This is a genomic window from Aquamicrobium terrae (assembly GCF_052978165.1).
The window spans coordinates 558,992-579,774 of sequence record NZ_JBRKLZ010000001.1 but is presented as its reverse complement, the minus strand read 5'-3'; the positions used below and the strand labels follow the sequence as shown (position 1 = coordinate 579,774).

19 protein-coding genes are annotated in these 20,783 nt (G+C 65.3%); 9 read left to right on the top strand and 10 right to left on the bottom strand.

Annotated features, from left to right (window positions below; genetic code table 11):
* Both cobO and ACVCNR_RS02985 read left to right on the top strand, forming a co-directional pair.
* Positions 1–624 (top strand): cob(I)yrinic acid a,c-diamide adenosyltransferase, encoded by a 624-nt coding sequence (cobO, locus tag ACVCNR_RS02990; protein WP_447073789.1) that lies wholly within the window; start codon positions 1–3, stop codon positions 622–624.
* A complete protein-coding gene (locus ACVCNR_RS02985; RefSeq protein WP_447073788.1) occupies positions 624–1,376 on the top strand; it encodes a class I SAM-dependent methyltransferase in 753 nt (250 codons plus the stop codon). The genes cobO and ACVCNR_RS02985 overlap by 1 nt, the downstream gene beginning before the upstream one ends.
* Here ACVCNR_RS02985 and cbiB read toward each other — a convergent pair.
* A complete protein-coding gene (gene cbiB / locus ACVCNR_RS02980; RefSeq protein WP_447073787.1) occupies positions 1,373–2,341 on the bottom strand; it encodes an adenosylcobinamide-phosphate synthase CbiB in 969 nt (322 codons plus the stop codon). The two genes, ACVCNR_RS02985 and cbiB, sit on opposite strands and share 4 nt — an antisense overlap.
* Here cbiB and cobD point away from each other — a divergent pair.
* Both cobD and ACVCNR_RS02970 read left to right on the top strand, forming a co-directional pair.
* Positions 2,319–3,368: a threonine-phosphate decarboxylase CobD gene (cobD, locus tag ACVCNR_RS02975; protein ID WP_447073786.1), complete on the top strand. Its 1,050-nt coding sequence runs from the start codon at positions 2,319–2,321 to the stop codon at positions 3,366–3,368. The genes cbiB and cobD overlap by 23 nt on opposite strands.
* Positions 3,365–3,874 carry a tyrosine phosphatase family protein gene (locus ACVCNR_RS02970; RefSeq protein ID WP_447073785.1) on the top strand — a complete coding sequence of 170 codons (510 nt, stop codon included), beginning with the start codon at positions 3,365–3,367 and terminating at the stop codon, positions 3,872–3,874. Before cobD ends, ACVCNR_RS02970 begins: the two co-directional genes overlap by 4 nt.
* Positions 3,875–4,057: 183 nt before the next feature.
* On the opposite strand, the gene ACVCNR_RS02965 is transcribed toward ACVCNR_RS02970, so the two are convergent.
* Positions 4,058–4,861: a creatininase family protein gene (locus ACVCNR_RS02965; protein WP_447073783.1), complete on the bottom strand. Its 804-nt coding sequence runs from the start codon at positions 4,859–4,861 to the stop codon at positions 4,058–4,060.
* Between the two features lie 95 nt (positions 4,862–4,956).
* A complete protein-coding gene (locus ACVCNR_RS02960; RefSeq protein WP_447073781.1) occupies positions 4,957–6,138 on the bottom strand; it encodes a pyridoxal phosphate-dependent aminotransferase in 1,182 nt (393 codons plus the stop codon).
* 251 nt (positions 6,139–6,389) lie between these two features.
* Here ACVCNR_RS02960 and ACVCNR_RS02955 point away from each other — a divergent pair, with 251 nt between their 5' ends.
* The 4 genes from ACVCNR_RS02955 to ACVCNR_RS02940 all read left to right on the top strand — a co-directional run bounded on the left by ACVCNR_RS02955 (position 6,390) and on the right by ACVCNR_RS02940 (position 13,027).
* Complete coding sequence (locus ACVCNR_RS02955) at positions 6,390–8,867, top strand: mechanosensitive ion channel family protein (protein ID WP_354192148.1); 2,478 nt, start codon at positions 6,390–6,392, stop codon at positions 8,865–8,867.
* Positions 8,868–9,008: 141 nt separating this feature from the next.
* Positions 9,009–9,272 carry a hypothetical protein gene (locus ACVCNR_RS02950; protein ID WP_354192149.1) on the top strand — a complete coding sequence of 88 codons (264 nt, stop codon included), beginning with the start codon at positions 9,009–9,011 and terminating at the stop codon, positions 9,270–9,272.
* A gap of 225 nt (positions 9,273–9,497) precedes the next feature.
* Entirely contained in the window at positions 9,498–12,059 is a 2,562-nt protein-coding gene (locus ACVCNR_RS02945) for a GcvT family protein (RefSeq protein ID WP_447073780.1), read from the top strand.
* A gap of 119 nt (positions 12,060–12,178) precedes the next feature.
* The gene (locus tag ACVCNR_RS02940) at positions 12,179–13,027 is read left to right on the top strand and encodes a DUF1194 domain-containing protein (protein ID WP_447073778.1); all 849 of its coding nucleotides are present in this window, start codon (positions 12,179–12,181) and stop codon (positions 13,025–13,027) included.
* 23 nt (positions 13,028–13,050) lie between these two features.
* Here ACVCNR_RS02940 and ACVCNR_RS02935 read toward each other — a convergent pair whose 3' ends face one another.
* Together ACVCNR_RS02935 and ACVCNR_RS02930 are read right to left on the bottom strand one after the other, a co-directional pair.
* Positions 13,051–13,989: a GlxA family transcriptional regulator gene (locus ACVCNR_RS02935; RefSeq protein ID WP_354192447.1), complete on the bottom strand. Its 939-nt coding sequence runs from the start codon at positions 13,987–13,989 to the stop codon at positions 13,051–13,053.
* Between the two features lie 250 nt (positions 13,990–14,239).
* Complete coding sequence (locus ACVCNR_RS02930) at positions 14,240–14,440, bottom strand: hypothetical protein (RefSeq protein WP_354192152.1); 201 nt, start codon at positions 14,438–14,440, stop codon at positions 14,240–14,242.
* A 152-nt stretch (positions 14,441–14,592) separates the two neighbouring features.
* On the opposite strand from ACVCNR_RS02930, the gene ACVCNR_RS02925 reads away from it, so the two are divergent.
* On the top strand, positions 14,593–15,492 hold the full coding sequence (locus ACVCNR_RS02925; RefSeq protein WP_354192153.1) for a LysR substrate-binding domain-containing protein: 900 nt from the start codon (positions 14,593–14,595) through the stop codon (positions 15,490–15,492).
* Here ACVCNR_RS02925 and ACVCNR_RS02920 read toward each other — a convergent pair.
* The 5 genes from ACVCNR_RS02920 to ACVCNR_RS02900 form a co-directional block, all read right to left on the bottom strand.
* The gene (locus ACVCNR_RS02920; RefSeq protein WP_447075626.1) at positions 15,489–17,519 is read right to left on the bottom strand and encodes an ASKHA domain-containing protein; all 2,031 of its coding nucleotides are present in this window, start codon (positions 17,517–17,519) and stop codon (positions 15,489–15,491) included. The two genes, ACVCNR_RS02925 and ACVCNR_RS02920, sit on opposite strands and share 4 nt — an antisense overlap.
* 131 nt (positions 17,520–17,650) lie before the next feature.
* Positions 17,651–18,631, bottom strand: coding sequence for a methyltetrahydrofolate cobalamin methyltransferase (locus tag ACVCNR_RS02915; protein ID WP_354192155.1), 981 nt, complete (start codon positions 18,629–18,631; stop codon positions 17,651–17,653).
* A 64-nt stretch (positions 18,632–18,695) separates the two neighbouring features.
* A complete protein-coding gene (locus tag ACVCNR_RS02910; RefSeq protein ID WP_354192156.1) occupies positions 18,696–19,793 on the bottom strand; it encodes a methylenetetrahydrofolate reductase in 1,098 nt (365 codons plus the stop codon).
* Positions 19,790–20,353, bottom strand: coding sequence for a methylenetetrahydrofolate reductase C-terminal domain-containing protein (locus ACVCNR_RS02905; RefSeq protein ID WP_447075625.1), 564 nt, complete (start codon positions 20,351–20,353; stop codon positions 19,790–19,792). Before ACVCNR_RS02905 ends, ACVCNR_RS02910 begins: the two co-directional genes overlap by 4 nt.
* Positions 20,354–20,453: 100 nt before the next feature.
* Entirely contained in the window at positions 20,454–20,756 is a 303-nt protein-coding gene (locus tag ACVCNR_RS02900) for a virulence factor (protein ID WP_354192157.1), read from the bottom strand.
* Positions 20,757–20,783 lie beyond the last annotated feature (27 nt).

Below are 20,783 nucleotides of genomic sequence, written 5' to 3'. Positions count from 1 at the left end.
ATGACGGACGAACGCACGATCGACGAGGCGGAAGCCGAACGCCACCGCGCCAAGATGGCCAAGCGCAAGGCGGTGCAGGATGCCGAGGTGGCGGGCAAGACGGTCGAGAAGGGCCTGCTGATCGTCAACACCGGGCCGGGCAAGGGCAAGAGCACCGCTGCTTTCGGGCTGGTCCTGCGCATGCTGGGCTATGGCAGGCGGGTGGGCGTGGTGCAGTTCATCAAGGGCGCATGGCATTCGGGCGAACAGGACGCGCTTGCCCGATTCGGCGATCTGGTTTCCTGGCACACGATGGGCGAGGGCTTTACGTGGGAAACGCAGGATCTCAAGCGTGATATCGCCGCGGCGCAAGCGGCATGGGCCAGGGCGCTGGAACTGATGGCCGATCCGGCCATCGGCCTCGTCGTACTGGACGAGCTCAACATCGCGCTGCGCTACGACTATCTCGACCTCGACAAGGTAGTGGCCGCGCTGAAGGCGCGGCGTGAAGACCTGCATGTCGTGGTCACCGGCCGCAACGCCAAGCCGGCACTGGTCGAGGCGGCCGATCTTGTTACTGAAATGGGGGCGACCAAGCATCATTTCGCCGCCGGGGTGAAGGCGCAGAAGGGAATAGAGTTCTAGTGCAAAATCGTTATGCGACGCTGGCCGCCTGGGTCTACGAGCTGGACAAGCCGGTGGGGCGGTCTTTTGGTGACGTCGAGTTCTATCTGGAGCGGCTGAAAGGCGTAAGCGGCCCGGTGCTCGAACCGGCTGTCGGCAACGGGCGCCTGTTCGTGCCGCTGCTGGAGGCAGGGCTGGACGTGAAAGGTTTCGACGCTTCCGACGAGATGCTGGCCTATTGCCGCGCGGCTTGCGAAAGCCGCTCCTTGCCCGCCAGCCTGAGCAGGCAGACTTTCGAGGCTTTCTCCTATGACGAGCGCTTCGAGGCCATCCTCGTACCGCTAGGCTCCATCCAGCTCATTACGGACTATGAAGCGGCGCTTGGCGTGCTGAAGCGCTTCCACGACCACCTCGCTCCGGGCGGGCGGCTGATCCTCGACCTCGATGCCATCGACGGCTTTCTCGATGCACCGCATTCGGTGCGGACATGGAAGGCAGGCGATGACCTGTTGACGCTGACCGCCGACCGGATCGACACGGATTATGTGGGGCAGACCACCACGACCAGCCTGCGCTATGAGCACTGGCGCGCCGGCAAGCTGGTGGACAGCGAGATCGACCTGTTCGGCCTGCGCTGGTGGGGTGTGGCGGAATTCGAGCTGGCGCTGCGCGCGGCTGGCTTCGTCGAGGTGACGGCCTGTGGCGATTACCAGCATGGCCGCAGACCGCATAAGGGCGCCGGCATCATCACTTTCGAGGCGCGGCGGGCCTAGTTCAGCCAGATCGCTGCCGCAACCAGGCCGAACAGGCCGATCAGCAGCGTGTCGGCCATGCGGTAGAGCTTTAGCGCGCGCCTGATGTCGGCGGCCTCGGCCTCGCGTCGGCCGCCTTCGCCCATGAAGGTGTCTTCGACCATGACGCCGCCATAGACGCGCGGGCCGGCAAGGGCCAGCCCGAGCGCGCCGGCCATGGCCGCTTCCGGCCAGCCGGCATTGGGCGAACGGTGCTTCTTCGCATCGCGCCAGATCGCGCGCCAACTGGCGTCGGGATCGGCTTCCTTCATCAGGAAGGCGGCCGCCACGAGCAACAGGCCGGTCAGCCGCGAGGCGGGCAGGTTGACGAGATCGTCGAAGCGCGCCGCGGCCCAGCCGAAGGCTTCATGGCGCGGGGTGCGGTGGCCGATCATGGAATCGGCGGTGTTGACGGCCTTGTAGGCGACACCTCCGGCCAGCCCTCCCACGCCGAGCCACAGGGCAGGGGCCACGATGCCGTCGGAGAAATTCTCGGCAAGGCTTTCGATGGCCGCGCGGGAGACGCCTGCCTCGTCAAGCCGTTCGGGATCGCGGCCGACGATCATCGACACCGCCTTGCGGCCGGCTTCAAGATCCCCGGTTTCCAGCGCATTCGCCACGGCCTCGACATGCTCGCCGAGGCTGCGCTGCGAAATCAGGGCCGATGCCAGTATCGCGGTGGCGATGAGGCCGAAAACGCTGCGGCCGAGCAGCGTCTCGACCGCAAAGGCGATGGCCACGGGCATCAGGACGATGACGAACAGCGCCAGCACGCCGCAAAGCCGCCTTGTGGTGTCGGCGTGGGAGGCGTGGTTGAGCATACGGTCGAGACAGGATATCAGCCTGCCGATCCAGGTGACGGGATGGCCCATGGCGCGAAAAAGCCAATCCGGGTATCCGACGATACGTTCGACAACCAGCGAAATGAAGGCGATCAGGACCGACATGGATATTCCGGGCGAGGTTTTGGCGGCGGTCGATCATGGCGGGAGCCTCGGCCGGGCCCGGACGCTGTTTCCGCAGGCACCGGAACCGTTCGTCGATCTCTCGACCGGGATCAACCCGCACTCCTATCCGCTTTTCGACCTGCCCGCCACCGCCTTGACCCGCCTGCCCGAGCAGGCGCGGGCGGACGAACTGGCGGCCATCGCGGCCGCCGCCTATGGCGCGCCGTCGCCGGCCAATGTGGCGAGCGCGCCGGGCACGCAGATATTGCTGCCGCGCGTTTATGCGCTGGCGAAGCCGGGCAGGGCCATGGTGCTGGCCCCCACCTATGCCGAGCACGCGCGCGCCGCCCGCATTGCCGGCCACCACGTGACGGAGGTTTCGGATTTCGGCGCCCTTGGCGATGCCGACCTTGCCATTGTCGTCAACCCGAATAATCCTGACGGCCGCGTGGCTTCCCGCCGCGACCTGCTGGAACTGGCAACGCGCCTGAAAGCCAAGGGCGGGCTGCTGGTGGTGGACGAGGCCTTCATGGATGCCGGTCCGCGCGAGGAGAGCCTTGCCGGCGATGTGGAGCAGGGCGGGCTGGCCGTGCTGCGCTCGTTCGGCAAGTTCTTCGGCCTTGCCGGCTTGCGGCTGGGCTTCGCCCTTGCCGACAGGGCGACGGTTGCACGGCTTGCCGGCGACTTCGGGCCGTGGGCCGTGTCCGGCCCGGCGCTGGAATACGGCATCAAGGCGCTTGCCGATGTCCGCTGGCAGCAGGAGATGCGGAAAAGGATCGGGGAAGAAGCGGCGCGGCTCGACGGGCTGCTCGCGCGCCATGGCGTGGAGGTGACGGGCGGCACGCCGCTTTATCGCCACATGGATTTCCCGGAAGCCGGCGTGCTGTTCCGCGCACTGGGCCGGCAGGGTATAGTGTTGCGCCATTTCGAGGACCGGCCGAACGCGCTGCGCGCCGGCCTGCCGGGCAGCGACGACGAATGGCGGCGGCTGGAGGCGGCGCTGGCCGGATGGAAGGATGTGCCATGATCCATGTCTGCCCGCTTTCGAAGCTGGAGCAGACCGTTTCGCGGACCGGGGCGGGACGGCTGGTGACGCTGCTGTCCGCCGACATGGACATGGTCCGGCCGGCCTCGATCGCGGTGCAGGATCATCTTTACCTGCGCATGAACGACATTGCCGAGTTACGCGACGGGCTGACCATGCCGGGCGAGGAGCATGTGCGCCGCCTGCTCGGCTTCGCCCGCGAATGGAATCGCGCCCGGCCGATGGTCATCCATTGCTTTGCCGGTGTCAGCCGTTCGACGGCCGCCGCCTATATCGCTGCCGCCGCCCTCAATCCCGCGCGGGACGAGGGGGAACTTGCCGCAATGCTGCGCTGGCTGTCGCCGTCGGCGACGCCCAATCCGCGCCTGATCGCCGTGGCCGATGCGCTGCTCGGCCGCGAGGGACGCATGGTGGCGGCGATCAAGGGGATAGGGCGCGGTGCGGATGCCTTCGAGGGCGAGCCGTTCGAGCTCGACCCGTTCGGTTAGACCTTCAGCGTTTAACGGAAACGGCTCCTCACCTTGCCTGTGAAGCTGCCCCTCACCCTTACCCTCTCCCCGCAGGCGGGGAGAGGGAGGACATCGACGTTGCGGACAGCATTCTTCTCCCGCCTGCGGGGAGAAGGTCCCGGCAGGGGGATGAGGGGCGATTCCACCTGAGCCGGAATGGCTCTAGCTCAGCCAGTCCGCCAGTTTCGCCTTGCGCAGGTCGTTCAGCAGGGTGACGAAGCCTTTGGCCTGCTGCTCGGCGGTGAGGCGGCCCTTTTCGGCCGTGGCGGCGGCGGCGTTGCCGACCACACCCTCAGGATTGAGGTCGCGGGCGATCCAGGCGAAGGCATGCGGGCTTTGCGCGTTGAGCAGGTCGAATGCCTTCTCGGCCTTGTCGGCGCTGGAGGCGAAATTCCGCGCCTTGTCCATGTCGACCAGACCGGGCCGGAAGTGCAGCATCAGCGAGGTTTCGACATCGCCGCCATGGACGCCGCGCCGCAGTTCATGAGGGGTGAACAGGGTGTCGGACCGCCCGAAACGCTCCCAGCTCGTGCGCACCGCCATCATGTTGAAGCGGACGCGCAGATTGCGGGTGACGATGCCCATCACCTCCTCATTGCCACCATGGGTGGTAACGATGATGAACTTGCGGATGCCGGTGCGCGCCACCGAAGCACCCAGTTCGCTCCATCCCTCGATCAGATTGGCGGCGGGCAAGGATAATGTGCCCGGCGCATAGACATGCTCGTCGGATTTCCCGACCGCCTGAACCGGGAGGATGCGCAGGTCGAGGTCATCGGGAATGAGCGAGGCGACAGTCGACAGCATGCCGTTCATGATGTCGGTATCGGTGGAGAGCGGCAGGTGTGGCCCGTGCTGCTCGACCGCCGCCACCGGCAGCACGGCGATGGTCTGCTCCGGGTCGATATGGGCGAAATCGGATGCCTTGAAATCCCCCCACCAGATTTTCCGCCCTTGCGCCACCATCGAGGCCCTTTCGTTCGCTCCCGGCCGGTTGTCTGGCCGGGTCCATCACTACCGTTTCCGAAGGATCGTGTCGACGCGGATGCGCCCGGCCAAGGTCAGGCGGCTTTCCTTCGGTAGTTCGAAATGAAGCGGAGCAGCCGTGACGCCGCCTCCTGCAAGACCGGTTCCGGCTTGCACAGGCTGATGCGGATGTGGCCGGCGGCCAATTCGCCGAAACTGGAGCCCGGCATGACGCTGACCTTCTCGCTTTCCAGAAATGCCCAGGCGAAGGCCTCGTCGTCCGGCTCGATGGCCGATATGTCGAGCATCACATACATGCCGCCTTCCGAGCCGCGCACCTGGATCTGGTTGGCGCCGCGTATGGCGTCGAGAAAGACGGTGCGCCGGCCGGCATAGCGGGCGGCGATTTCCGCCACGCCGTAATCGTTCTCCATGGCCTCGGCGGCGGCATGGGAAATGAAGTCCGGCAGGCCGTAGGTGGACACCAGGTTGAAGCCGGTCAGCAGGCCGACCAGTTGTTCCGGTGCGGTGAGCCAGCCGATGCGCCAGCCGGTCATGCCGTGGCTCTTCGACATGGAGTTGATGACGATGGTGCGTTCGGCCATGCTCGGCAGGGCGCGGGGCGACAGGTGCACGCAAGCGCCGAGCGTCCAGTAGACCTCGTCCGAAAGCAGCCACAGATCGTGGCGCCTGCACAGGTCCGCGATGCCCTCCAGCGCCGCCCGGGTGTAGACGGCGCCGGTCGGATTGTTGGGCGTGTTGATGAGGATGGCGCGGGTGTTTGGGCGCACGGCAGCCTCTATTGCGCCGGCATCGGGCTGGAAACCGTCGGCAGCGCGGGTTTCGACCACGGTGAACTCGGCCCCGGCGGCGCGGAAGGTGCCCGGATAGGTAGCGTAATAGGGCGCAACGACAACGGCATGGCTGCCGGCGTCGAGTGTCGCCTGAACGGCGGCATAGAGCGCCGCCTGGCCGCCCGGCGTGGCGATGACCTGCCCGGCCGGCGTCTCGATGCCCGAGCTGCGGGTGGACAGGCGTGCCATGGCCGCGCGCAGGCGGGGAATGCCGGCAAGGTTCGTGTAATGGTGGCGGCCCTCGCGGACGGCGCGGACGCAGGCTTCGACGGTTTCGGCAGGCGTGTGGAAGTCATGGTCGCCGACCGAGAGCACGACGATGTCTTCGCCGGCATTGCGGCGGGTCATGGCCGCCACGTGGACTTCCCAGCCATCCTTGCCGGACGGCGAGATGCTGGTGATTCGCGATGAAGGTATGGGCATTTCTACTCTGCGGTGATCCTGTCGGCTGCGCCGCGAGGGGCGGCCGGCCTGTTCGAATGATTGGGCCGCTTTTATCGCAAAGATGAAAATGCCGCCATTCCTGCGCTGCTTTTTACAAATAGGGCTGCGGCCGGCCAAGGGGCCCGGCAGGCTGGCAACTTGCCGGTCGTGCCGCTGGTCTTTATCAATGGCCCGACTGCGCCGGCTGCAAGGCAGGCGCTGCTGACACACCAACGGGATCCGGACCGGACATGCTCTTGCAGATTGCCCGCTCTCTTCTGGCGCTGTTTCTCGTGCTGTGTGCGGTTCCCAATTCTGCCGTCGCGCAGGACATGGCGGCGGCAGCCTCGGCCCAACTGGTCGCGGATCAGCAAGGAACGCTCAATGCGCTGACGACCACGCTCGACGGGCTGGAGAAGGACATCGCCGCGCATGGCGACGACGATGCCTATCTGGTGCGCATCCGGCTCCAGCTCGAAACGGCCTCGGCCGATGCGCTGCAGAGTGCCTTGGCCTTCAAGCCGCGGCTGGCCGAGATCAATGCGCGTCTGGAGCAGTTGGGAGCGCCGCCGGCGGACGGTCAGCCGCCGGAAGCGGAAACGGTAACGCAGGAGCGGCAGGCGCTGTCCGCCGAGAAGACCGAGATCAACGGCGTCATCGCCACCGCCCAGAACCTGTCGCTGCGTTCCAACAGGCTGATCGAGCAGATCGCGGTCATCCGCAGGGACCTGTTCCGGAACATGCTGACCCGGCGCTACACGCTCAACGAGACGCTGAGCGGCAAGACGCTTTCGGATACCGGCGCCGAATTCTCCAGGTTCAACAGCGCGATCGCCTCCTGGGTATCCTTCGCCATCAAGTACAAGTTCAACGCCATGGTCGCGGCCACCTTCATGGCCTTCATCGCGGCCGTGGTGCTTCTGGTCGGTGGCCGGCGCCTCGTGGGCGGTCTCTACAGAGCCGATCCGGCGGTCGAGGAGCCGCCTTATCTCACCCGCCTGTCGGTGGCGTTCTGGTCCACCTTGCTGCCCACCACCGCACTCGCCGTGTTCCTGGCCGCCACCTATTTCTTCTTCAATTCCTATCAGGTGCTGCGCGGCGACATCGGCCTCTATCTGCGGGCGGCGATACAGATGGTGGTGGGCATCTTCCTGGTGAACCGGCTCGCCAATGCCGCGCTCGCGCCGAAATTGCCGCATTGGCGGCTGGTGCCGGTGGAATCGCGGGCCGCCCGCTGGCTGGTGCGCCTCGGCACGGCCATGGCGATTGCGGTCGCCTTGAACAACTTCCTGTCGCAAGTGGCCGACCAGATGTCGTCGCCGCTGTCGCTGACCATCGCGCGCAGCTTCCTTGCCGCCCTTGTCGTCGGCGTCATCCTCGTCCTGATCGGGCTGGTCAAGCCGTTTCGGGCGGAAGACGGAGGCTGGAAGCCGTGGCCGGCGTGGCTGCGCTATTCCCTGTTCGCGATCGGAGGGGTGACAATCGCGGCGGCCTTGCTCGGCTATATCGGCTTTTCCATCTTCGTGTCGCTGCAGGTGGTGATGACCGGCACAATTCTGGTGACCGCCTATATCGGTTTCCTGTGCGCCAGCGCCATCGGCGAGGAGGGCGGGCTCGGCGGCTCCTGGCTGGGCCGCTGGATGATGAGCAAGGGCTATGTCGACGAGACCACTGTGGATCAGATCGGGCTCGGTCTAAGTGTTCTTCTCAACATATTGATCCTGCTTCTTTTCCTGCCCTTGACCCTGTTCATGTGGGGCTTCCAGCCCGGCGATATCCAGGCCTGGGCGCAGAAGCTGGCGACGGGCTTCAGCATCGGCTCGGTCACCATATCCCTCGTCGGCATCCTCAGCGGCGTGCTCGTCTTCGCCATCGGGTTTTTCCTCACCCGCTGGTTCCAGGGCTGGCTCGACGGCTCGGTCATGGCGCGCGGCAAGGTCGATGCCGGCGTGCGCAATTCGATCCGCCTTGCCGTCGGCTATGCGGGCATAGCGATCGCTGCGCTGGTCGGCATCTCCGCCGCCGGCATCGACCTTTCCAGCCTCGCACTGGTCGCCGGCGCCCTGTCGCTCGGCATCGGCTTCGGCTTGCAGAACGTGGTGTCGAACTTCGTCTCCGGCCTGATCTTGCTGGCCGAGCGGCCGTTCAAGGTGGGCGACTGGATCGTGGCCGGCGCCGTCAGCGGCACCGTCAAGAAGATCAGCGTGCGGGCCACCGAGATCGAAACCTTCCAGCGGCAATCGGTCATCATGCCGAATTCCGAGCTGATCAACAGCGCGGTCGGCAACTGGACCCATCGCAACAAGCTCGGGCGCGTCGAGATCAAGGTCGGCGTGGCTTATGGCAGCGATGCCAGGCGCGTGCAGGAAATCCTGCTCGAAATCGCGCGTGGGAATCCCGCCATCCTGAAGAACCCTGAACCCTTCGTGCAACTCACCAATTTCGGCCCGGCTGCACTCGAATTCGAGATACGGTTCTTCCTGGCCGACATCACCGCCAGCGGCAGCGTGCAGAACGACATCCGCTTCGCGATCCTCGACACCTTCGATCGTGAGGGGATTGAAATCCCGTCCACGCCACGGGCCGAATACAAGCCGCCGAAGCTGGACCCCTGGCCGCATGACGACGACAAGACGGAGGCGGAATTCGCCGAGCGCGAGCGGCTGAAGGCCGAGGAAGAGAAGGCGCAAAAAGGGCGCCGGCGGCCGCGCAAGCCCGATCCTGCGTGAGCTGAAGCACCCCGGTACACCCGATTGCGACATGAATGAGGCATTCAGTTGCGGTTCAGCTTCGTTCTCCTATAAGCTGCCTGCACTGGCGGGAATGCCTTGCAAATGGCAAACAGGGGCGGTGGTGACACCGGAAACGCAATGTGGAAATCGCTGATCGCCGTGCCGGTCCTTCTTTCCATGGCCGGCAGCGCGCTGGCCGCCAGCGCCGTCAACAAGGACTCGGAACCGCGCACGCTGGTTGTGACCGAAGGCAGCAGCAAGCGTGAGCTCACGCTTGGCGCCGGCGAAACGGTCGAATTCTGCGCCAGCGGTTGCTTCGTCACCCTGCCGAATGGCGATCTCGAAGCGCTGACCGGCTCCGAAACGGTCGAAATTTCGGGCGGCGTCGCCCGCGTCAAATAGGCCGAAGCGGCCTATCGCGACACACCTGCTGAGAAATGACAAGGCCGGGCCCGTCCCGGCCCTTTTGCGGTCCGGGCGTTGTTGCCTCTCGGCAGGCCGCCCGGCCGGCCGCAACGGGCGAGGGCGTCGTCGCGCTGTATGCGGGGCGTGTCGCAAACAGGCTGCGGCCGGTCCCTGTCTCGCCCTATAGTCCCGTCGCAACAGCACTTTGTGGAGTCGCGGGCAATGGCAGGTTTTCCGGAAAAGGCGAAGGTCGTCATCATCGGTCTTGGCGGTATCGTGGGTGCGTCTGTCGCCCATCACCTGATCGAGCGCGGATGGGACGATATCGTCGGCATCGACAAGTCCGGCATCCCGACCGACATCGGCTCGACCGCGCATGCGTCCGACTTCTGCTACACGACCAGCCACGACTTCCTGTCCTGCTGGACGACCCTCTATTCCATCGAATTTTTCGACAAGATGGGCCACTATGCGCGTGTCGGCGGCCTTGAGGTCGCCCGTGTCGGCGACGACGCCCGCATGGACGAGATCAGGCGCAAGGTGGCTTCGGGCAAGGCCTTCGGCACCCGCGCCCGCCTCATCGAGCCGGCCGAAATCAAGGAAAAATTTCCGCTCATCGAAGAGGATATGGTTCAGGGCGGCCTCTGGGACCCCGATGCCGGCCTTGTCATCCCGCGTTCGCAGACGGTCGCCGGCAAGCTGGTCGACCAGGGCGTCGCTGCCGGCAAGTTGCAGGCCTTCGCCAACACCTCGGCGCGTTCGCTGGTCATCGAGGGCGGGCGCATAAAGGGCGTGGTGACCGACCGCGGCACGATCATGGCCGACCATGTGGTGGTCTGCGCCGGCCTGTGGGGCAGGCTGATCGCCGAGATGGCAGGTGAGGACCTGCCCGTCATGCCGATCGATCATCCGCTGACCTTCTTCGGCCCCTACAACGAGTTCGCCGGCACCGGCAAGGAGATCGGCTGGCCGCTGCTGCGCGACCAGGGCAACTCGGCCTATATGCGCGACACGGGCGACCCGAAGACCGCAGAGGGCGGCCAGATCGAGTGGGGCTACTACGAGGAGACCAACCCGCGCCTCGTTCATCCGCGCGATCTGCTCGAGAAGGAGGAGGCGCGGCTTTCGCCCTCGCAGCGCGACCTCGACATGGACCAGATCCTGGCGCCGCTGGAGCGGGCCATGGAACTGACGCCGATCCTCGGCGAACTGGGCTACAACGAAAGCCATTCCTTCAACGGCCTGCTTCAGGTCACTACCGATGGCGGCCCATCCACGGGCGAGAGCCAGAAGGTGAGGGGGCTGTGGTATGCCGTCGGCATCTGGGTCAAGGACGGCCCCGGCATGGGCAAGCTGATCGCCGACTGGATGACGGACGGCCGCACGCCCATCGACCATAACCGCATCGATTACAGCCGATTCCAGCCCTTCCAGCTTGAAGAGGATTTCATCGCCGCGCGTTGCACCGAAACGGCGATGAAGGTCTACAATCCGGCCGTTCATCCGCGCGAGCCGTTCTCCGGTGGCCGCAATATCCGCCGCTCGCCCTTCTATGAGCGGGAGAAGGAACTGGGCGGCTATTTCATGGAGTTGGGCGGCTGGGAGCGCGCCCATGGCTATGCCGCCAACGAGCACCTGCTGGAGAAATATGGCGAGCGCGTTCCGGTGCGCGCCAACGAATGGGACAACCGCCATTTCTGGCGCGTCTCCAATGCCGAGCATCTGGCGTTGAGCGAGGATTGCGGCATCATCAACCTCTCGCACTTCGCCATGTACGATGTCGAAGGCCCCGATCACGTGGCGCTGATGGAATGGCTGTGCGCGGCCAAGATCGGCGGCGACGGCAATATCGGCAAGGGCATCTACACCCACTTCCTCGATGAGGAAGGAATGGTGCGCGCCGATCTGACGGTGTTCCGCATGGCTGATCGCTGCCGTGTCGTCAATGGCGCCGACGCCGGGCCGCGCGACTTCAACTACATCAAGCGGGTGGCGCAGGATAAGGGTTTCGACGTCACCGTCACCGACGTGACCGAGACATACATCACGCTGGGCATCTGGGGGCCGAATGCCCGCGTGACCCTGCAAAAGGTGGTCGAGGATCCGGATGGGCTCTCGCAGGAGAATTTCCCCTTCGCCGCCATCAAGCCGATCCGCATCGCCGGCAAGGACGTGACCGCCTTCCGCATCTCCTATGTCGGCGAGCAGGGCTGGGAACTCCACATGGCTTATGAGGACGGGCTGGCCGTATGGGATGCGCTGCGCTCGACCGGCGTCATCGCCGTGGGCGTCGAAACCTATGCCAACACGCGGCGCATGGAGAAGAGCCTGCGCCTGCAGAATGCCGACCTGCTGACCGAATACAACCTGCTGGAGGCCGATCTTGCCCGCCCGAAAGTCAAGGAAGCGGATTTCTGCGGCAAGGCGAAACATCTTGAATACAAGGCGCGCGACCATCAGCCGGCGATGCTGTGCACGCTGGTGATGAGCGACAATGTCGATGCCAGGGGTGTCGCGCGCTATCCGGTCGGCAATATGCCGGTGATCGACCCGGCGAGCGGAGAGACGCTTGTCGACGAACTCGGCCGCCGCTCCTTCACCACCTCGGTGGCCTATGGCCCCACTCTGGCGAAGAACATCGCGCTCGCCTACCTGCCGTGGAGCTACTGCCAGGAAGGCCGCAAGCTGGCGGTCGAATATTTCGGCGAAACCTATCCGGTCAAGGTCGCCGCGGTCGGCTACAAGCCGCTCTACGACCCGGAAAACCTCAAGCCGCGAAGCTGATCGAGCAAGGGGTGGGCTGACGCCGCAGTTCATCCCACTCGCAAAAATGTGATGGGAGATACCGGGCGCCGGCAAGGGCCTTGCTTTTACCCGGATGCAATCTGGCGTAGTTTCAGGCCATGTCTGCCTTGTGGAACAATGCACGACATGCCTTGGCAGCCGGCGCGGCGCTGGCGGTCGCGGCCTTTTATGGCGCGGGAGCGGCCCAGGCGGAACCGGTCGATATCGAGCTGGTGCTGGCCGTCGACGTATCGCTGTCGATGTCGCCGGCGGAGCTGGAAATCCAGCGGCGCGGCTATGCCGCCGCTCTTACCCATGACAGTGTCCTTCAGGCCATCGCCGATGGTGCGCATGGCCGCATCGCCGTCTCCTACATGGAGTGGGCGGGCGTCACCACCCAGCATGTCGTCGTGCCCTGGACGGTGATCGCCAACAGGCAGGATGCGGAGCGGGTGGCGGCGCAGCTTTCCGTGCATCCGCCCAACAGCGCGCGGCGCACCTCCATATCGGCGGCGCTGGAATTCGGGGGCGACCTGTTCGCCGAAAGCGGTTTCGAAGGGGTGAAGCGGGTCATCGATATTTCCGGCGACGGCCCCAACAACCAGGGCGGGCCGGTAACGGAGATCCGCGACCGGCTGGTCAAGCAGGGCATCACCATCAACGGCCTGCCGCTGATGACCAATGGCGGTTTCGATTCCGGCTACGACATCGCCAATCTCGACCGCTACTATTCCAATTGCGTGATCGGCGGGCCGGGCGCCTTCATGATCCCGGTCAACGACTGGACCCAGTTCCCCGAGGCGGTGCGGCGCAAGCTGGTGCTGGAACTGGCGGCAACGCCGCCCCTGACCGAGCATGCCGAACTGTCCGACCCGCCGGTGATCCTGGCGCAGGCGATGTCGGACAGCGATTGCCTTGCCGGTGAGAAGATGTGGCGCAACCGCTACTGGATGATGGACGCGCAATAGGCTCCAGCCGGGAAGCCGCAGCTTCAGGCCGCGACCAATTGCTTGCGGTCGACGCGCTCCTGCTGTGGCGAGCGTGCATAAAGCTCCCGGTAGCATTTGGAGAAATGTGAGGCCGAGACGAACCCGCAGGCGACGGCCACCTCCACCACGGGCATGGACGACTGGATCAGCAGATGGCGGGCGCGGTCGAGCCTGATCTCCAGATAGTACCGTGCCGGGGAACGGCCCATCTCGGAACGGAACAGACGCTCGATCTGCCGGCGCGAAAGGTCGACATGATCGGCGATCTCGATCAGCGACAGCGGCTCGGAGAGGTTGGCTTCCATCAGTTCGATGATGGTCAGCACCTTGGAGTTCTGTACGCCGAGACGGGCGCGCAGCGGCAGGCGCTGGCGATCCGTGGGGCTGCGCACGCGGTCGGTCAGCACCTGCTCGCAGACCCGGTTGACGACGTTCTCGTCGAAATCCTCGCCGATCAGCTTGAGCATCATGTCCAGCGCGGCGGTGCCGCCGGCGCAGGTGTAGACGTTCTGGTCGACCTCGAACAGGTCGGCGAACACGTTCACCTTGGGAAAGGCTTCGGAGAAGCCCGGCAGGTTCTCCCAATGGATGGCGCAGCGCTTGTTCGACAGCAGGCCGGCGGCCGCCAGTATGTGGGCGCCGGTGCACAGGCCGCCGATGGCCACGCCGCGATTGTATTCCTCGCGCAGCCAGGCAAAGACCGACTTGTTGTAATATTTCTCGACGTCTAGGCCGCTGCAGACGATGGCCATGGAGGGCCGGTCCGGCCCGGACATCTTCTTGCGCTCTTCCTCCAGCGAGGTGTCGACCGCGCATTCCACCCCGTTGGAGGCGCGCACCGGCTTGCCGTCGAGGCTGGCGAGGCGCCAGCTATAGGCTTCGTAGCCGAGCATGCGGTTGGCCGAACGCAGCGGGTCCAGCGCCGTCGCAAAGGCGATCATCGTGAAGTCGGGCACGAGAAAGAAGACGAAGGATCTTTTGATCGGCTGCTTTACGGCGTTCAAGGTACCCTCCCGGTGCCAAGGCGCGTGTGGAACGTCGCTTACAGCATAGCGTCATCAGGAAAATTATTTCCTGTCAATCGGGTAGGATGTCGGTAACAAGATATTTCGCCGGCTCGTCCCTGCTGGCGAGCCGGCGGAGGCCGCAAGTGCGGCAATAATGGCGTTCCAAGCATTTGGCGGCAGCCATTCAGCCGTGCCTGGCCAAGATGCCGAGGCTGTTGGCGGAAGCAACCTCCATCGTGGTGATCCTTGAATCGGCGGCTTCCGGCCAACCGATGTCCTTCTGGATTTCCAATGGCAGGGCCCGCAACAGGCGCTCTGTCTTGTGGCGGGCGCGCGCCGTGGTGAAATTGTGCACGGTGCGGGTGATGAAGGGCAGTGCGAGCATGTCTGTCTCCTTTCTTCGCGTTTGGCGGCCCGTCTGCGGGAGGTGGCGAACCGCCGGCCCTGTCTTGATGGAGTTGACTATGAGGTGTGTTTGATGTTCAATCAAACGAAATGGAATGATCTTTGTGTTCAGAAATACTGAAGGTTGGATCGATGAACGCTCCCCTCAATCATCCCCTGCCGCTGCTCGATCTTGATGTGCTGCGCACCTTCGTGGCCATAGCCGAGACGGGAAGCTTCACCACCGCTGCAGGTTCGGTCTATCGGACGCCCTCCGCCGTTTCCATGCAGATCAAGAAGCTGGAAGACGTGCTGGGCCGTTCGGTGTTCTCGCGCGATGCGCGCTCGGTGAAGCTGACCACCGATGGCGAGATGCTGCTCGGCTATGCAAGGCGCATGCTGGCGATCAATCGCGAGGCGGTGTCCAAGTTCATCATCCCCGACATCGTCGGGGTGGTGCGGCTGGGTTCGCCGGACGACTACGGTGAGCGGGTGTTGCCGCATGTGCTGAAGCGTTTCGCCCAGTCGCACCCGGCCATCGCCGTCGATGTGACCATCGACCAGAGCGTCAACCTGCGCCGGCGCATGGACGACCGGGCGCTCGACCTGACCCTGCTGACGAATTCCTGCAAGGCGAGCGCCGACAGCGCTGAAGTGTTGCTCACCGAACCGATCGTGTGGGCCGGCGCCAAGGGCGGCTGCGCCCATATGCGCGAGCCGCTGCCGGTGTCGATCTGGGAAGAGGGCTGTGTGTGGCGGGCCGGTGCGCTCGAGGCGCTCGGCAGGGAAGGGCGCGATTACCGCGTCGCCTATATGAGTGCGCACACGGCCGGCCAGCGGGCCGCGATCATGGCCGATCTTGCGGTGGCGCCGCTGCCCAAGTCTTTCCTGGGCGAAGACATGGTCGAGCTCGGGCCTGCCGACGGGTTGCCGGACATCGGCAATTATTCACTGGCCATGGTGGTGGCGCCGGAGGCCAGTGCGCCGGTCAAGGCGGTTGCCGACCATATCAGGGCAACCTTCGAGGTGCTGCGCCAGACCGGTAAGCTCTAACCTCTGCGGCGGGCGGCGCGTTCCTCGCGCGAGCGGCGGCGCGGCGCGGCGCCTGCGGACATGTCGCCGTCACCCTCGCTCGGTGTCTTCCTCGGCGGCAGCTTCACCGCTTCGGAAAGCTTCGGGAATGGATCGACCTTGTTGGGCAGCGCCATGGCGTTGATGAAGAGCTGCTGGAAATGCGGCTCCAGCGCGGTCTCGATCTTCTCGATCTTCTTTACCTCGTCCTCGATCTCGCGCCGGTGGTCGCGGTTGAGCAGCGCCATCAGCGCCCCGGTGCCCGAAGCGTTGCCCACCGCCTTGACGTCGGCAAGGTCGCAATCGGGGATCAGGCCGAGCACCATGGCGTATTTCGGATCGATGAAGGAGCCGAATGCGCCGGCGAAGCGGATCAGGTCGACATGATCGATGCCCTGCTTTTCCATCAGCAGCTTGACGCCGGCATAGAGCGCGGCCTTGGCGAGCTGGATGGCGCGCACATCGTTCTGTGTGACGGCGATGCGGGGCTCGCCGTCGCGCAGCAGATAGGAGAAGGTGCGGCCGTTCTGGAAGATGCGCGGCGAGCGCGCGGCCATGTCGCCGTCGATCACGCCGTCCTCGGAAATGATGCCGGACAGATACATTTCCGCCACCACCTCGATGATGGCCGAGCCGCAGATGCCGGTGACGCCGACCGCGCCGGCGGCTTCCTCGAAGCCTGCCTCGTCGGACCATTTGTCGACGCCGATGACGCGGAATTTCGGTTCCAGCGTATCGGGATCGATGCGCACCCGCTCGATGGCGCCGGGGGCGGCGCGCTGGCCGGATGAAATCTCCGCGCCCTCGAAGGCCGGGCCGGTGGGCGAGGAGGCGGCGACGACGCGCTCGCGGTTGCCGAGGATGATCTCGGCATTGGTGCCGACATCGACCAGCAGCATCATCTTGTCCTGGCGATAGGGGCCTTCCGACAGGGCCGCGCCCGCCGCGTCGGCCCCGACATGGCCGGCGATGCAGGGCAGGGTGTAAAGGCGCGCGCCACGGTTGATGTCGATGTCGAGTTCATGCGCCCAGTAGTGCATGGCACCTGAAACAGCGAGCGCGAAGGGCGCCTGGCCGAGCTCGGTCGGGTCGATGCCGAGGAACAGGTGGTGCATGATCGGGTTGGCCACGAACACGGCGTCGAGAATGTCGTGGCGGTCAACGCCGCCTTCCTCGCACACCTTGCCGATCAGGCTGTTGACGGCTTCGCGCACGGCCTTGGTCATGGCCTCGCGCCCGTCCGGATTCATCATCACATAGGAGACGCGGCTCATGAGGTCTTCGCCGAAGCGGATCTGCGGATTGGGCGCGCCGGAGGAGGCGACGATGCGGCCCGAAAGCAGCGACACCAGATGCATGGCGATGGTGGTCGAGCCGATGTCGCAGGCGATGCCGTAGGCCTCGTTCTTCAACCCCGGCCACATGGCGATGATGAAGGGACGCGAAATGTCCATGTCGCGGTGGATGGCGACGGTGACGCCCCAGTTCTCCTTGCGCAATATGCCCTGCACCTGCGGCACGATATGGGCGGCGATCAGCGGGTCCTTCCAGCCCCAGTCCTTCTCCAGCACCAGCTTCATCCGGTCGAGATCGCCCAGCGGCTTGTGCATGTCGGGCTCTTCCACCTCGACATAGCAGAGCTGGACCGCGGGGTTGCGGTCGATGTGCCGGTCGACGGCGGCCTTGCGCACAACCTGCGCGTTGATGACCGTGTCCTGCGGCACGTCCACCACCAGATCGCCCTGGATCGTGGCCGAGCAGGAGAGGCGCCTTCCTTCGGGCAGGCCGCGCACGCGCTCGTAGCGTTCTTCCTTGGGCCCCTTGGGCGATATGTGGTCGAGGGTCGAGACGATCTGGTGCTTGGCGAAATTGCCTTCCTGCACCTCGATCTGGCAGCGGCCGCAGGTGGCGCGACCGCCGCACACGCTTTCCACATAGACGCCGAGCTGGCGCGCGGCATCGAGGACTGGGGTTCCCACAGGAAAACGCCCGCGCTTGCCGGACGGCATGAACAGCACGAGTGGGTCGGTCTTGTTGAGCGGTGCGTTCAATTCCTGCCTGCCTGCTACCTGAATTGCTTCTCATCCGGACTTCTTGCGGACCGGTTCCGCGAGAGCCCGGACGAGCATTAAATTATTTCCTAGCCCGCGGCCCGGCGCGCGTCGCGCCCACCGCGCCGGCGTCCGCCATTGCCGGCCGATGCCGCGCCATCGGCCGACGGCGCGTTGACCGCCACAGGCGCGGGAGCGACGTGGACACCCGGCTTGTAGTCCTTGTAGGTCTTGATCCAGGTCATGCAATCCTTGTCCGTCCCGGCCAGCACGTTGGCGCCGCGCACGGCCTCCATTTCCTGCGGGCGGCAAGGGTTCATGATGGCCGAGGTCATGCCGGCGCCGATGACCATGGGGATGAAGGCGGCGTTGATGCCGTGGCGGTGCGGCAGGCCGAAGGAGATGTTGGAAAGACCGCAGGTGGTGTTGACCTTCAGTTCCTCGCGCAGACGGCGCAGCAGGGCGAACACCTGACGGCCGGCATCGCCCAGCGCGCCGATCGGCATCACCAGCGGATCGACCACCACGTCATGGGCGGGGATGCCGTGGTCGGCGCAGCGCTCGACGATCTTCTTCGCCACGGCGAAACGCACGTCGGGGTCCATGGAAATGCCGGTCTCGTCGTTGGAAATGGCGACCACCGGCACGTTGTATTTCTTCACCAGCGGCAGGATGGCTTCCAGCTTCTCCTCCTCGCCGGTTACGGAGTTGACCAGTGGCCGGCCCTTGGCGACCTTCAGCGCGGCCTCGATGGCCGCCGTCACGGAGGAATCGATGGACAGCGGCAGGTCGACGAGGTTCTGCACGATCTCCAGCGTCTGCACCAGAAGGGCGGGTTCCGTGGCGTTCGGATCGACGGCGGTGACGCCGGCATTGACGTCGAGCATCGTGGCGCCGGCGGCTGCCTGCTCCAGCGCATCCTTCTTCACGGTCTCGAAATTGCCCTCGATCATCTCGGCGGCGAGCTTCTTGCGCCCGGTCGGGTTGATGCGTTCGCCGATGACGCAGAAGGGCTGGTCGAAGCCGATGACGATTTCCCTGGTCGCCGAGGCGACGATCGTGCGGGTCATGCAAATATCTCCATTGAGAGTGTCTTGTTGAGCCTCGTAACGGCGGGCGCGCAAGCCGCCGGTTTCAGTGCGCGCTCTTGACCATGTCCACCTGCTTTTCGGTCACGTCTTCGCCGAGAATATGTTCCAGCCGCTCCGCGACAAGCGCATCGTCGGCGCGGGCCTCGCGCTTCCAGGGCCGGCGGCCCTTCAGCACGCCCGATTCATCGACGATCTCGGCGACATATTCCTCCTGCCGGTAGGCCATGACGTGCACGCCGGAAACGCCGGGGATTTCCTTCACCTCGTTGATGATGTCGATGCACAGGCGCTTGCCTTCCGCCTTCTGGTCCTGCGCGCCTTCCAGCCGCTTGATGACGGAGTCGGGAATGTGAATGCCGGGCACGTTGGAGCGGATCCACTTGGCCGTCTTGGCCGAGGCGAGGGGGCCGACGCCGCACAGGATGAACACCTTCTCGGTCAGGCCGAGGTCGCGGGCGCGCTGCATGAACTCCCTGAACATCGGCACGTCGAAGCAATACTGGCTCTGTACGAATTGCGCGCCGGCGGCGATCTTCTTGCCCAGATGTATCGGGCGGAAGTCGAAGGGCGGGGCGAAGGGGTTGACGGCGGCGCCGAGGAAGACCTGCGGCGGCGTGGTCAGCTTGCGGCCGGACAGGAACTTGCCGTTGTCGCGCATGACGCGGATCGTTTCCAGCAGCGACATGGAATCGAGGTCGAAGACCGGCTTGGCTCCCGGCTGGTCACCGGCCTGCACACCGTCGCCGGTGAGGCACAGGATGTTGGCCACGCCCATGGCGGCCGCACCCAGCACGTCGCCCTGGATGGCGATGCGGTTCTTGTCGCGGCAGGCGATCTGCATGATCGGCGCATAGCCCATGCGGGTCAGCAGGGCGCAGATGCCGACCGACGACATGTGGCAATTGGCGCCGGAGGCATCCACGGCGTTGATGCCGTCGACCCAGCCGTCGAAGATCTTTGCCCGGTTGTAGACGTCCTCCGGATCGGCACTGTCGGGCGGATTGAGTTCGGTCGTCACCGCGAATTCGCCGCGCCGCAGCACTCGCTCCAGCCTGCCGCGCGAGGAATGGCCGGTCTGTGGCTCCAGCGGCAGGTGGGCGCCGGCCGGGTTTTCGTCGGGATGGCGGGAGGGATCGCTCATGCCGTGGCTCCGGGAGGCGATGCGGAGCGGGCCTGCTCGCGGGCGGCGGCCGCCTGGGCGGTGACGCGCAGCCAGGCCGAGGTTTCGCGCAGCGACTGGTCGACCGGGTTCTGCACGTTGAGGATGGCGTCGCCCTTGACCATGTTGCGCGAGCCTTCCCACGCCTTGACCCAGACGCAGGGCATGTCCGGCTCGACTTCGCAATTGCCGTTGGCGCGCACGCCGCCGCAGGGCCCGTTCCGCAACTGCTTGGGGCAGTTCATCGGACACGACATGCCGGTCGAGGAGAGGATGCACTGGCCGCACATGCGGCAATCGAACATGAAGCCCTTCACCCGCTTCTCGACGAACTTGACCGGCGCCTCGACGCGGCCATAGCCGATCGCCTTCCACAGCGGATGCAGGGTCAGGAAGGTATCGGCGAAGCGGGCATAGACCCACTCCAGCAGGCGCGAATGGCGGATCGACCACAGCCGCACCGAATAGGAACGCTGCACGCGCCGTTGCGGCGACACGTCGGCCGGCTTGTAGTCGCTCTTCGGCGCGGTTTTCTTCACCATGGTCGCCTGTGTCGTCGTGCCTGTCGCCGTCGGCGGAATCACAGGCGGGGCATCGGTGGCGGGACCGGTCGCCGTGGTCGAGGCGGGCTGGATCGGGGTATCAGACATTTTCCCTGCCGCCGGCCTTGGCAAGAGCGACCAGCCGCTCCCGGTCATATTGCGCCTCGAGTTCCGCCGCCGCCTTGTCGGCCTCCGCATCCAGGTCGTCGCCGACCGGGACAGGGTCGGCCTTGCGCCATTCGGCGAGATAGTCGCCGCTCTCCGCCGCCCCGGACCGCATCGCGGCCATGTCGATCGCTTCGGTGAAGCGCAGCGACAGCTCGCGCTTGGCGTTCTGGCGCCCCTTGCGAACGATGACCTGGGCGGGGATATCGCGCCAGTAGAGGACGACCAGATCAGCCATGGGCAGCACTCTTGTGTTTCGGCACAT